Origin of the sequence: Bacillus paramycoides (assembly GCF_001884235.1) — a bacterium.
Classification (GTDB): Bacteria; Bacillota; Bacilli; order Bacillales; family Bacillaceae_G; genus Bacillus_A; species Bacillus_A paramycoides.
Genome location: NZ_MAOI01000071.1, coordinates 24,004 through 37,392 on the forward strand (window position 1 = coordinate 24,004; position 13,389 = coordinate 37,392).

Sequence of the window (13,389 nt, forward strand, 5' to 3'; positions counted from 1 at the left end):
TCAATGAACAAATGTTTTTGACATGATGGAGGAATAGCTGTGAATTTACCAAATAAAATTACAATATCTAGAATCTGCTTAATTCCAATTTTTATGGTAATTATGCTAGCGCCGTTTGATTGGGGCTCATTTACAATTGGTGATGTTGATTTACCAATTCAACATTTAGCAGGGGCACTTATCTTTATTATTGCTTCAGCTACAGATTGGATTGATGGATATTATGCAAGAAAGTATAATCTTGTAACGAATTTAGGGAAATTCCTTGATCCGTTAGCAGATAAATTACTTGTTTCGGCAGCACTTATCACATTAGTAGAAATGCAATATGTACCTGCTTGGATCGTTATTGTAATTATAAGCCGTGAGTTTGCAGTAACAGGTTTGCGCCTTGTACTTGCTGGAACAGGGGAAGTAGTTGCAGCAAATCAGTTGGGGAAAATTAAGACGTGGACTCAAATTATTGCGATTGCAGCATATTTATTACACGATGTACCGTTAAATTTAATCCATATCCCAGTTGCAGATATTTTCATATGGATTGCATTAATCTTTACCGTTATTTCAGGATGGGATTATTTCTGGAAAAATAGAACTGCTTTTGTAAACTCAAAATAGAAGTTTATGGGGGAATTGGGATGAATGCTGAAGTTATTGCGGTTGGAACTGAATTATTACTTGGACAAATTGCAAATACAAATGCCCAGTTTTTATCTGAAAAGTTAGCTTCAATCGGAATTAATGTGTACTACCATACTGTGGTTGGGGATAATAACAAGCGATTACAGAAGGCAATTGAAGTTGCTGAAGAACGCGCTGATATGCTCATTTTTACAGGTGGATTAGGACCGACAAAAGATGATTTAACGAAAGAAACAATAGCGTCTAGTTTAAATGAAGAGCTTGTGTATGATGAAAAGGCATTAATATCGATAAGCGATTATTTTAAGCGTACAGGCCGTGAATTTACGGAGAATAATAAAAAGCAGGCGCTCGTTTTAAATGGATCGACAGTATTTGCGAATGATCACGGTATGGCGCCAGGTATGGGGTTAAATAAGAACGGGAAAGTTTATATTTTATTACCGGGACCACCGAAAGAAATGAAGCCGATGTATGTAAGTTACGTAGAGCCTTTTTTACGTAATTTTACAACGGGTGAAAATATTTATTCTCGTGTTCTTCGCTTTTTTGGTATTGGGGAATCTCAATTAGAGGTGAAAGTCCAAGATTTAATTGATGAACAAACGAATCCGACAATTGCACCACTTGCAAATGATGGAGAAGTGACATTACGTTTGACTGCCAAACATCATGATGCTGATGAGGTGGAGAAACTAATTCAACATGTGGAAGATTTGATTTTAGAAAGAGTAGGAGAATTTTTCTACGGATATGACCAAGATTTCCTTCATTACAAGGTAGTAGAGTTATTGAAGGAAAAAGGGTTAACTTTAGCATGTGCAGAAAGTTTAACAGGTGGTCTCTTTGGAAATCAAGTAACAGAAAATGCTGGTGTTTCGTCTGTATTTAAAGGCGGTGTCATTTGTTATCAAAATGATGTGAAGCAACAAATTTTACATGTACCTGAAGAAGTGTTGCGTACTGATGGTGCGGTTAGTAAACAGTGTGCTCGTTATCTTGCTGAAAATGTAAAGAAACTGTTAAAAGCGGATATCGGAATTAGTTTTACTGGGGTGGCAGGACCGGATGCTTCAGAACATAAAGAACCAGGCACAGTATTTGTTGGATTGGCGATTAAAGATGAACCAGCTGTAGTCTTCCCACTTAATTTGAGTGGAAGTCGTCAACAAATTAGAGAACGCTCTGCAAAATATGGATTTTATCATTTATATAAAAAGCTAGAAGAGATATAAATTTCTTCTAGTTTTTTTTGTGGGTAAATCGAGTTTTATTTGATGGAAAATAAAAAAATCGAATAAATGTTCGATTTTTGTTGGCAAATTGAATTGAAAATAGGTATAATAAGATTAGCAATTCAGCTAAGGAGGAATTTTGAATGAGTGATCGTCAAGCGGCATTAGATATGGCGTTAAAACAAATAGAGAAGCAATTCGGTAAAGGTTCAATTATGAAATTGGGAGAACAAGCGGAACGTAGAATTTCTACAATTTCAAGTGGTTCTTTAGCACTTGATGTGGCACTAGGGGTAGGCGGATACCCACGTGGCCGTATTATTGAAATTTATGGACCTGAAAGTTCAGGTAAAACAACAGTTTCATTACACGCAATCGCGGAAGTACAGCGTCAAGGTGGACAAGCAGCGTTCATTGATGCGGAGCATGCGATGGATCCTGTATATGCACAAAAATTAGGTGTTAACATCGATGAATTACTATTATCGCAGCCTGATACAGGGGAGCAAGGACTAGAAATCGCAGAAGCACTTGTACGAAGTGGCGCGGTTGACATTATCGTAATTGACTCTGTAGCAGCTCTTGTACCGAAAGCTGAGATCGAAGGGGATATGGGTGACTCACACGTTGGTTTACAGGCACGTTTAATGTCACAAGCACTTCGTAAACTTTCAGGTGCAATTAATAAATCAAAAACAATCGCAATCTTTATCAACCAAATTCGTGAAAAAGTTGGGGTTATGTTCGGAAACCCAGAAACAACTCCAGGTGGTCGTGCGTTGAAATTCTATTCAACTGTTCGTCTTGAAGTACGTCGTGCTGAGCAATTAAAGCAAGGTAACGACATCGTTGGTAATAAAACGAAAGTAAAAGTAGTTAAAAATAAAGTAGCACCACCATTCCGTGTTGCTGAAGTTGATATTATGTACGGAGAAGGTATTTCAAGAGAAGGTGAAATCTTAGATATGGCTTCTGAACTTGATATCGTTCAAAAGAGTGGTGCTTGGTACTCTTATAATGAAGAACGCTTAGGACAAGGTCGTGAAAATTCGAAGCAATTCTTAAAAGAGAATACGGATTTAAGAGAGGAAATTGCCTTCTTTGTTCGTGAACATCACGGAATTGGTGAAGACTCTGGTGTTGAAGACACGGAAGATTCAACTCTTCAAGATTAAAAATAAAAGACACGGGACCGTGTCTTTTATTTTTAATTCGCTATGAAAGCGCTGTATGTAGCTGGAGATAAAATATTTATTCTAACCAAAAAGCTATGTGTAAAGGGGAATATTTATATATTTTAAGTAAATGAATTGGGATTCACTAAGGTTTTCCAGGATAATATGCTATTTACTTTTCGAATTCAGATAAGATTCAGGGCTGAAGGTAAAGAAAGTAAAAGTAGACAACGCTTGACAATGAAAATTGCGATAGATACAATGAGAATGTATATTTTTTCTTATATACGATACACTCTTCTCAAGAAGAGAAGTAATATTCGGAGTAAGACTTAAATCTTGCCGAAATAATAATATGACATTTTAATTGTGAAATGAAGAAAGTCCCTTAAAAAAGCGGGACGACGGTCTTTGCTGTACGTTGTAATTCAATGTACATGTCGACAGTCTTTTTTCATTCATAGCAAGGGGAGGTGAAATCATGACGAGTAGTACAGTTTGGATACTCATCTCCATTTTGCTTGCAACAGTCGGTGCAGTTGTTGGCTTTTTTGTTCGAAAGTCTATTGCTGAAGCGAAGATCAACGGTGCAGCTAATGAAGCGAAACGTATTCTAGACGAAGCGAATCGCGATGCTGAAGCACTTAAGAAAGAAGCGCTTTTAGAAGCAAAGGATGAAATTCATACACTTCGTACAGAAGCTGAATTAGAAATTCGTGACCGTAGAAGCGAATTACAAAAACAAGAAAATCGTTTAATGCAAAAAGAAGAGAACCTTGATCGTAAAGACGAAACGCTCGATAAGCGCGAGCAACAGTTAGAAAAGAAAGAGGAATCTCTTGTAGCGAAACAACAACAGATTGAAGAGTTGGAAAGCAAAGTGGGAGAGTTAGTTCAAAAGCAACAAACGGAATTAGAGCGCATTTCCAATCTGACACGCGAACAAGCGAAAGCAATTATTCTTGGTAAAGTGGAAAGTGAAGTTTCTCATGAAATTGCCGTTATGGTAAAAGAAAGTGAAGTTCGCGCGAAAGAAGAAGCGGATAAGAAGGCAAAAGAGATTTTATCTCTTGCAATGCAAAGATGTGCAGCTGATCATGTTGCTGAAACAACCGTTTCGGTTGTAAATCTTCCAAACGACGAAATGAAGGGGCGTATTATCGGACGTGAGGGTCGTAATATTCGTACGCTAGAAACGTTGACAGGTATTGACCTTATTATCGATGATACACCAGAAGCGGTAATCCTATCAGGATTCGATCCAATTCGTCGTGAAACAGCTCGTATCGCTCTTGATAAACTAGTACAGGACGGACGTATTCATCCAGCGCGTATTGAAGAGATGGTTGAAAAATCAAGACGTGAAGTGGACGAGTATATTCGCGAAGTCGGAGAGCAAACAACGTTTGAAGTGGGTGTTCATGGTTTACACCCAGATTTAATTAAGATTTTAGGTCGTTTGAAATACCGTACAAGCTATGGGCAAAACGTCTTAAAACATTCTATGGAAGTAGCGTATTTAACTGGACTTATGGCAGCGGAACTTGGCGAGGATGAAAAACTAGCAAGACGTGCGGGTCTATTACATGATATCGGAAAAGCGATTGATCATGAAGTAGAAGGTAGCCACGTTGAAATTGGTGTTGAACTTGCAACGAAATATAAAGAGCATCCTGTTGTTATAAACAGTATCGCATCTCACCATGGTGACACGGAACCAACTTCTATCATTGCAGTTCTAGTTGCAGCAGCAGATGCATTATCAGCTGCAAGACCAGGAGCTCGTAGTGAAACGCTTGAAAACTACATTCGTCGTCTTGAAAAGTTAGAAGAGATTTCAGAGTCTTATGAAGGCGTAGAAAAATCTTTCGCAATTCAAGCAGGACGTGAAGTTCGTATTCTGGTAAAACCAGATACAATTGATGATTTAGAAGCTCATCGTTTAGCTCGTGATATTCGAAAACGTATTGAAAATGAACTGGATTATCCAGGACATATTAAAGTAACTGTTATTCGTGAAACGCGTGCAGTGGAATACGCAAAATAAAGTGGTGAAACACCACTTTATTTTTTTGTGTTGGAATTGGGTAAAATAAAGAAAATTAATTATGAGTTGCATGCAAGTGAAAGAAACTTATAATAGATAAATTGTTACTATTGTAAGGGGAATCGCTTCAAGTTATAGCATGGTAGTAAAAAATGTAGTACATAGAAAGGGTAAGACATATGAGAATATTATTCGTTGGGGATGTAGTAGGATCTCCTGGTAGAGACATGATTCAACAGTACGTACCGGCATTAAAGAAAAAATATACACCTACAGTAACAATCATTAATGGAGAAAATGCTGCGGGTGGACGTGGAATTACGGAAAAAATATATCGAAACTTTTTAGAGTGCGGGGCACAAGCGGTTACACTTGGAAACCATGCTTGGGATAACCGTGAAGTATTTGAATTTATTGATGATGCAAAATATCTTGCAAGACCAGCTAACTTCCCAGAGGGGACGCCAGGAAAAGGGCTGATCTTTGTAAATTGTAACGGAACAGAAGTTGCAGTTATTAACTTACAAGGACGTACTTTCCTTCCTCCAATTGATTGTCCATTCCGTAAAGTGGATGAGCTAATCAACATTGCAAAAAAACGTACAAACATTATCTTTATTGATTTTCATGCTGAAACGACAAGCGAGAAGCAGGCGTTAGGTTGGTACGTAGATGGTCGCGCTACAGCGGTAGTAGGTACACATACACACGTTCCTACAGCTGATAATCGTATTTTACCAAGCGGAACAGCTTATATTACAGATGTTGGTATGACAGGCCCGTATGATGGGATTTTAGGTATGGATCGCGAAGCGGTATTGAAGAAGTTTTTAACGAACTTACCAGTACGTTTTGAAGTAACGAATGGTAGAACACAATTAAGTGCAGTGTTAATTGATGTGGATCCTAATACAGGGAAAGCGAAGAAAATTGAGCGCATTTTAATTAATGATGACCAGCCGTTTTTTGAGTGATTTTTAACGAAAAGTTAGAGAAGTCATTATATTTTAATTTTTTAGAAAAATTACGGAAATTTAGCAGGAATACGTGCCATTCCTCGTGAATATAAGTTAAAGTGAAATAATTGCTATTACTTTTTATAGAAACGAGGAGGAAACGCGGAATGGAAATATTAAAAGTTAAAGCAACGTCGGTCCCTAATTCTGTAGCTGGTGCACTTGCAGGTGTTATTCGCGAACGCGGAACAGCAGAAATTCAAGCTATTGGTGCAGGTGCATTGAACCAAGCGGTAAAGGCAGTAGCAATTGCAAGAGGATTTGTAGCGCCTAGCGGTTTGGACTTGATTTGTATCCCAGCGTTTACAGATATTATGATTGATGGTGAAGAGCGTACAGCGATAAAATTAATTGTAGAACCTCGTTAAGTTTAAACAACCTGTTTGCATGTATGCAAACAGGTTGTTTTTATAATGGAGGAATGAAAATGAAAATTTTTGATGCTCATTGTGATGTGCTCTTTCAGTTATGGAGTGCAAAGGGAAAGAAAGATTTTCAGAATGATTCACAATTACATATTACATTTGAACAATTAAAACAAAGAAAAGGAAGTATACAATGTTTTGCTATATATGTACCAGAAACAGTAGCGTATGAAAATCGCTTTGAAGTTGCGCTACAAATGATAGATATTTTTCATAGTGAAATTCTATCGCTACCAGGAATGAAGTTTATTCAGGCAAAAGATGATATTAACATGCTAAAACAGGACGAGATTGGAGCGCTATTAACATTAGAAGGATGCGAAGCTATTGGAAAAGATGCGATGAAATTACGTCTGTTTTATCGCTTAGGTGTACGTTCTTTTGGATTAACATGGAACTATGCCAATTTATTAGCTGATGGGGCATTAGAGACACGTGGTGCAGGCTTAACTAGCTTTGGTAGACAAGTTGTACAAGAGCTTAATACGTTACATGTATGGACCGATCTGTCGCATCTGAATGAAAGAAGCTTTTGGGATGTTATAGAAATTGCTGAAAATCCAATTGTATCTCACTCAAACTGTCATCAACTTTGTCAACATCCACGCAATTTAAACGATGAACAAATAAGAGCTCTCATAAAGAAAAATAGCATTATTGGTGTCACTTTCGTACCACAATTTTTAACGAATGAAAGACAAGCGAATATAACAGATATATTAAGGCATGTGGAATATATTTGTTCATTGGGTGGAGAAAAAAATACAGGGTTTGGTTCTGATTTTGATGGGATTATAGAAACTATTGTAGGTGTAGAAGCGTATAGAGATTATGAAAATATAATTAATCAATTGTGTAAAAAGTATAGTGAATCAATTGTAGAACGATTTTTGTATAAAAATTTTATTGACCGTGTTACTTTCTAAGTATTGATTTTTAAAAATTCAGAAAAATTAAAATAAATTCACTTGAATTTATTGATTTTTTTAAGACCTAATACTAGAATGGTAAACGAAATAGCATTATACTAAAGATTCAGGGAAATCAGAAGAGGCATAATTTGCGTCCATTGTAGTTTATTTGTATAAAAAATGCTAAACTATTACTGTAAAAAAATACACTACAATGAATGCAGCCAAAAGGGGTGTAGGAGATGATTAGTCAACTTTCATGGAAAGTTGGAGGCCAACAAGGTGAAGGAATTGAAAGTACAGGAGAAATCTTCTGTATTGCATTAAACCGATTAGGATATTACCTATACGGTTACCGCCACTTCTCATCACGTATTAAAGGCGGCCATACAAATAATAAAATTCGTGTAAGTACAACAGAAGTACGCGCGATCTCAGATGATTTAGATATTTTAATTGCTTTTGATCAAGAAACAATTGATTTTAACTTCCACGAACTACGTCCAGGTGGAATTGTAGTTGCGGATGCGAAATTTAATCCGACAATACCTGATAATACAGATGTAAATCTATATGTGATACCGTTTACAGATATCGCTTCAGAATTAGGTACATCTTTAATGAAAAACATGGTTGCTGTTGGGGCATCTAGTGCGGTATTAGGGTTAGACGAGACAGCTTATTTAGAGGTTGTTGAAGAAATCTTTGGCCGTAAAGGAGAGCAAGTCGTTAAAAAGAATATGGAAGCAATTAAACGCGGCTCTCAATATATGAAAGAATTGCTTGGTGAGAAAGTAAACATGATGCAGCTTGAAAAAGCTGACGGTCAGAAACGCATGTTTATGATTGGAAACGACGCAATCGCATTTGGTGCGGTAGCTGGTGGTGCACGTTTTATGTCTGCATATCCAATCACACCTGCATCTGAAATCATGGAATATTTAATTAAAAAATTACCGAAAGTTGGCGGAACAGTAATCCAAACTGAGGATGAAATCGCAGCTTGTACAATGGCGATCGGTGCAAACTATGCTGGTGTTCGTACATTAACTGCATCTGCTGGTCCTGGGCTTTCTTTAATGATGGAAGCAATTGGCTTAGCAGGTATTACTGAAACACCGCTAGTTATTGTTGATACACAACGTGGTGGTCCAAGTACGGGCTTACCAACAAAACAAGAGCAGTCAGACTTAATGGCGATGATTTACGGAACGCATGGTGAAATTCCAAAGATCGTAATGGCGCCAAGTACAGTTGAAGAAGCTTTCTATGATATTGTAGAAGCATTCAACTTAGCGGAAGAATATCAAGTGCCTGTTATCTTCTTAACAGATCTACAGCTTTCTTTAGGAAAGCAAACAGTAGAACCACTTAAGTTAGATAAAGTTGAAATTCGTCGCGGTAAGCTTGACTTAGAAGTGGAATTACCAGAACGTGAAAATAAAGCATACTTCAAGCGTTATGAAGTAACAGAAGATGGAGTTTCACCACGTGTTTTACCTGGTATGAAAAATGGTATTCACCATGTTACAGGTGTAGAACACGATGAAACGGGTAAACCATCTGAATCAGCGTTAAATCGTAAAGATCAAATGGACAAACGTTTCCGTAAAATGGCGAACTTGCAGTTCAATACCCCTGTTTATAAAAATGCTAAGCATGATGACGCAGACGTATTGCTTGTTGGATTTAACTCAACTCGTGGTGCGATCGAAGAGGCGATGGCGCGTTTAGAGCAAGAAGGAATGAAAGTAAACCACGCACAAATACGTTTAATTCATCCATTCCCAACGGCTGAAATCGATCCACTTGTGAAAAAGGCGAAGCGTGTTGTAGTCGTAGAAAACAATGCAACCGGTCAGCTTGCTAACATTATGAAAATGAATCTTGGTAATGGTGAGAAAATTTCTAGTCTTTTAAAATATGATGGAAACCCATTCTTGCCAAAAGAGATTTACAACGAATGCAAAAAAGGGGTTGTATTAAATGGCAACATTTAAGGACTTTCGTAACAGTGTAAAACCAAACTGGTGCCCAGGTTGCGGAGACTTCTCAGTGCAAGCTGCAATTCAACGTGCGGCAGCTAACGTTGGTTTAAATCCAGATGAGCTAGCTGTTATTTCTGGTATCGGCTGTTCAGGTCGTATTTCAGGTTATATTAATTCATATGGTTTGCATAGTATTCACGGACGTGCTCTTCCAATCGCACAAGGTGTGAAAATGGCAAATCGTGATTTAACAGTTATCGCATCAGGCGGTGACGGTGATGGTTTTGCGATTGGTATGGGACATACAATCCATTCTATTCGTCGTAACATTGACATTACGTACATCGTAATGGATAACCAAATTTATGGATTAACAAAAGGTCAAACTTCACCACGTAGTGAAGCTGGATTTAAAACGAAAAGTACACCACAAGGTTCAATTGAACCATCGCTAAATGTTATGGAAATGGCCTTAACAGCTGGTGCGACATTTGTGGCGCAAAGCTTTTCAAGTGATTTAAAAGAATTAACACAAATTATTGAAGCTGGTATTAATCATAAAGGATTTTCATTAATTAATGTATTTAGTCCATGTGTTACTTACAATAAAGTAAATACTTATGATTGGTTTAAAGAGAATTTAACGAAGCTAAGTACAGTAGAAGGATATGATCCATCTAATCGCATGATGGCTATGCAAACATTAATGGAGAATAACGGGTTAGTAACAGGTTTAATTTATCAAAATACAGAGCAGCCTTCGTACCAAGAACTTGTAAAAGACTATAGTGAAAAGCCTTTAGTGCAAGCTGATTTAAATATGGATCAGAAAATGTTTGATGAGCTTGTTGCTGAATTTATGTAATGATAGAAGAGAAGGTTGCCGCTTGGCAACCTTTTTTTGAGTGAATAAAAATAATTAATAGACTTGTTTACTTGGAAAATTCAGAATGATAAAATAATATATAAATCGTTGTATAAAAATAGCATGTTCATTAAGTGTGAAATGTAATATAGGATAAACCTTCTTCTTTGTTAAAGTTGGCTAAAGGCTCTATACTATGATAATGTGTATAGGGATAAAGCAATATGCTTTTCAATAGGACAAGATGAAATAATAAAAGGGAATGTCTATTGGTGTGGGGAAGACTTCATTCTTACGGATGATTAGATCGATTAATCAAGTTTCAAAGGACAAGTTATCTCTCAAGCTATCTAACATTATTGAGATGGGTCTAAGCGCATTATAATGGACTACAAATTGTGTATAGTTAAGGTTGAAAGGAGATTACCGATGAACGAGCAACAACGATTAGCAAGTCAACAAGCAAATTCCTCTGCGAAAAAAGAAGAGAAAGATTATAGTAAATACTTTGAAAGTGTATACCAACCACCTTCCTTGAAAGATGCGAAAAAGCGTGGGAAAGAAGAAGTTAAAATTGAACGAGATTTTGGCTTACCTGAAGAGTTCCGCAATTTTGGCGCAGGAAGAAAGTTTTACATTCGTACATATGGCTGTCAAATGAATGAGCATGATACAGAAGTAATGGCTGGGATTTTTACAACACTTGGATATGAGCCAACCTTCTCAACGGAAGAGGCAGATGTAATTTTATTAAATACTTGTGCGATTCGTGAAAATGCTGAAAATAAAGTGTTCGGTGAACTTGGTCATTTAAAATCATTAAAGCGAAGAAATCCGGATCTTTTAATTGGTGTATGTGGTTGTATGTCTCAAGAGGAATCTGTTGTAAATAAAATTATGCAAAAAAATCAGCATGTAGATATGGTGTTTGGTACACATAATATTCATAGATTGCCGTATATCTTAAAGGACGCAATGTTCTCAAAAGAGACGGTAGTTGAAGTCTGGTCAAAAGAAGGGGATGTAATTGAAAACCTTCCGAAAGTACGTCGTGGTGATATTAAAGCTTGGGTAAATATTATGTATGGCTGTGATAAGTTCTGTACATATTGTATTGTACCTTATACACGCGGAAAAGAGCGCAGTAGACGTCCGGAAGATATTATTCAAGAAATTCGCCATTTAGCTGCAAACGGTTATAAAGAGATTACATTACTTGGACAAAACGTAAATGCATACGGTAAAGACTTTGAAGATATACAATATGGTCTTGGTGATTTAATGGATGAACTTCGTAAAGTCGATATCGCACGTATTCGTTTTACAACAAGCCATCCACGCGATTTTGATGATCATTTAATTGATGTTCTTGGAAAAGGTGGTAACCTAGTAGAACATATTCACTTACCAGTTCAATCTGGTAGTACAGATATGCTTAAAATTATGGCGCGTAAATATTCACGGGAGCACTATTTAGAGCTTGTACGAAAAATTAAAGAAACGATTCCGAATGCAGTACTAACGACTGATATTATTGTTGGTTTCCCAAATGAAACGGATGAGCAATTTGAAGAAACGATGTCGCTATATCGTGAAGTAGGATTTGATACGGCATTTACATTTATTTATTCCCCGCGTGAAGGTACACCGGCTGCAAAAATGCAAGATAATGTGCCGATGGAAGTGAAGAAAGAACGATTGCAACGCTTAAATACATTAGTAAATGAATATGCAATTAATAAGAATAAGCATCATATAGGGCAAATTGTAGAAGTATTAGTTGATGGAGAAAGTAAAAATAACCCTGAAGTACTCGCGGGATATACACGTACGAATAAACTTGTAAACTTTGTTGCTTCAAAATCTTTAATTGGTCAGCTTGTGAAAGTAAAAGTAACGGAAGCAAAAACTTGGTCACTTAACGGGGAATTGGTTAAGGAGCCGATTGAGGTGAAATAATAGATGAAAGTATATACGAAAGATGAAATTGTTGAGCAAGCGAAAGAATTAGCGAAAATGATCTCTGAAACAGAAGAAGTTGATTTCTTTAAGCGAGCAGAAGCACAAATTCATAAAAATGAAAATGTAAAGCGAGCAATTGATGAAATTAAAGCTTTGCAAAAACAAGCAGTAAACTTGCAACATTATGGGAAATGGGAAGCTTTGAAAAAAGTAGAAGCTGAAATTGATGCGCTTCAAGATAAGTTAGATAATATCCCGGTTGTGCAGGAATTTAAATCTTCACAAACATATGTAAATGACTTACTACAGCTTGTTGCTAGTACCATTTCTAACAATGTAACAGATGAAATATTAGTTTCAACTGGCGGCGATGTGTTGAAGGGTGAAACTGGTGCAGCAGTTGAAAGTAAAAAAGGAAATTGTGGTTGTTAAAGAGATGTCTTATTGACATCTCTTTTTTAATGGGCTATAACGTAAATTCTTCTCAAAAAAAGAATGACACATTCCGCTATTGTCACGCATATGATTAAGTGAATAGTGATTGAGGAGGGTTACGAATGTCCGAATTTAGAGAGATTATTACAAAAGCAGTGGTTGGAAAAGGACGTAAGTATACAAAGTCAACGCATACATGTGAATCGAATAATGAGCCAACAAGTATTTTAGGGTGCTGGGTAATTAACCACTCGTACGAAGCGAGAAAGGATGGAAAGCACGTAGAAATTGAAGGTTTCTATGATGTGAACACTTGGTATTCATTTGATGGAAACACAAAGACTGAAGTTGTAACAGAACGTGTTAACTACACTGATGAAGTAAGCATTGGGTATCGTGATAAAAATTTCTCTGGTGACGATTTAGAAATTATCGCTCGTGTAATTCAGCCGCCAAATTGTTTAGAAGCTCTTGTATCACCAAATGGTAATAAAATTGTTGTGACGGTAGAACGTGAATTTGTAACAGAAGTAGTCGGGGAAACGAAAATTTGTGTAAGTGTAAATCCTGAAGGTTGCGTAGAATCAGATGAGGATTTCCAAGTTGATGACGATGAGTTTGAAGAATTAGATCCGAACTTTATTGTCGATGCAGAAGAAGAGTAATAGAAAGCTAGGGAGAAATTCTT

General features: G+C 36.9%; 12 protein-coding genes. All 12 read left to right on the top strand.

Annotated elements, in window-relative coordinates:
- Positions 1–39: 39 nt before the first annotated feature.
- The 12 genes from pgsA (at position 40) to cotE (ending at position 13,366) form a co-directional block, all read left to right on the top strand.
- Entirely contained in the window at positions 40–618 is a 579-nt protein-coding gene (gene pgsA, locus BAU28_RS14535) for a CDP-diacylglycerol--glycerol-3-phosphate 3-phosphatidyltransferase (RefSeq protein ID WP_002173059.1), read from the top strand.
- A gap of 20 nt (positions 619–638) precedes the next feature.
- The gene (locus BAU28_RS14540) at positions 639–1,877 is read left to right on the top strand and encodes a competence/damage-inducible protein A (protein WP_071718920.1); all 1,239 of its coding nucleotides are present in this window, start codon (positions 639–641) and stop codon (positions 1,875–1,877) included.
- A gap of 143 nt (positions 1,878–2,020) precedes the next feature.
- The gene (gene recA, locus BAU28_RS14545; protein WP_001283855.1) at positions 2,021–3,052 is read left to right on the top strand and encodes a recombinase RecA; all 1,032 of its coding nucleotides are present in this window, start codon (positions 2,021–2,023) and stop codon (positions 3,050–3,052) included.
- Positions 3,053–3,533: 481 nt separating this feature from the next.
- Positions 3,534–5,099 (top strand): ribonuclease Y, encoded by a 1,566-nt coding sequence (rny, locus tag BAU28_RS14550; RefSeq protein ID WP_025148373.1) that lies wholly within the window; start codon positions 3,534–3,536, stop codon positions 5,097–5,099.
- 179 nt (positions 5,100–5,278) lie between these two features.
- Complete coding sequence (locus BAU28_RS14555) at positions 5,279–6,073, top strand: TIGR00282 family metallophosphoesterase (protein WP_002173056.1); 795 nt, start codon at positions 5,279–5,281, stop codon at positions 6,071–6,073.
- 149 nt (positions 6,074–6,222) lie between these two features.
- On the top strand, positions 6,223–6,483 hold the full coding sequence (spoVS, locus tag BAU28_RS14560; protein ID WP_000404341.1) for a stage V sporulation protein SpoVS: 261 nt from the start codon (positions 6,223–6,225) through the stop codon (positions 6,481–6,483).
- Positions 6,484–6,542: 59 nt separating this feature from the next.
- On the top strand, positions 6,543–7,466 hold the full coding sequence (locus BAU28_RS14565; protein ID WP_071718921.1) for a dipeptidase: 924 nt from the start codon (positions 6,543–6,545) through the stop codon (positions 7,464–7,466).
- A gap of 227 nt (positions 7,467–7,693) precedes the next feature.
- A complete protein-coding gene (locus tag BAU28_RS14570; RefSeq protein WP_071718922.1) occupies positions 7,694–9,451 on the top strand; it encodes a 2-oxoacid:acceptor oxidoreductase subunit alpha in 1,758 nt (585 codons plus the stop codon).
- Positions 9,438–10,304: a 2-oxoacid:ferredoxin oxidoreductase subunit beta gene (locus tag BAU28_RS14575; RefSeq protein ID WP_002173053.1), complete on the top strand. Its 867-nt coding sequence runs from the start codon at positions 9,438–9,440 to the stop codon at positions 10,302–10,304. Before BAU28_RS14570 ends, BAU28_RS14575 begins: the two co-directional genes overlap by 14 nt.
- Positions 10,305–10,733: 429 nt before the next feature.
- A complete protein-coding gene (miaB, locus tag BAU28_RS14580; protein ID WP_071718923.1) occupies positions 10,734–12,263 on the top strand; it encodes a tRNA (N6-isopentenyl adenosine(37)-C2)-methylthiotransferase MiaB in 1,530 nt (509 codons plus the stop codon).
- A 3-nt stretch (positions 12,264–12,266) separates the two neighbouring features.
- Positions 12,267–12,698, top strand: coding sequence for a YlbF/YmcA family competence regulator (locus BAU28_RS14585; RefSeq protein WP_002033698.1), 432 nt, complete (start codon positions 12,267–12,269; stop codon positions 12,696–12,698).
- A 125-nt stretch (positions 12,699–12,823) separates the two neighbouring features.
- On the top strand, positions 12,824–13,366 hold the full coding sequence (gene cotE, locus BAU28_RS14590) for an outer spore coat protein CotE (protein WP_002173051.1): 543 nt from the start codon (positions 12,824–12,826) through the stop codon (positions 13,364–13,366).
- Positions 13,367–13,389 lie beyond the last annotated feature (23 nt).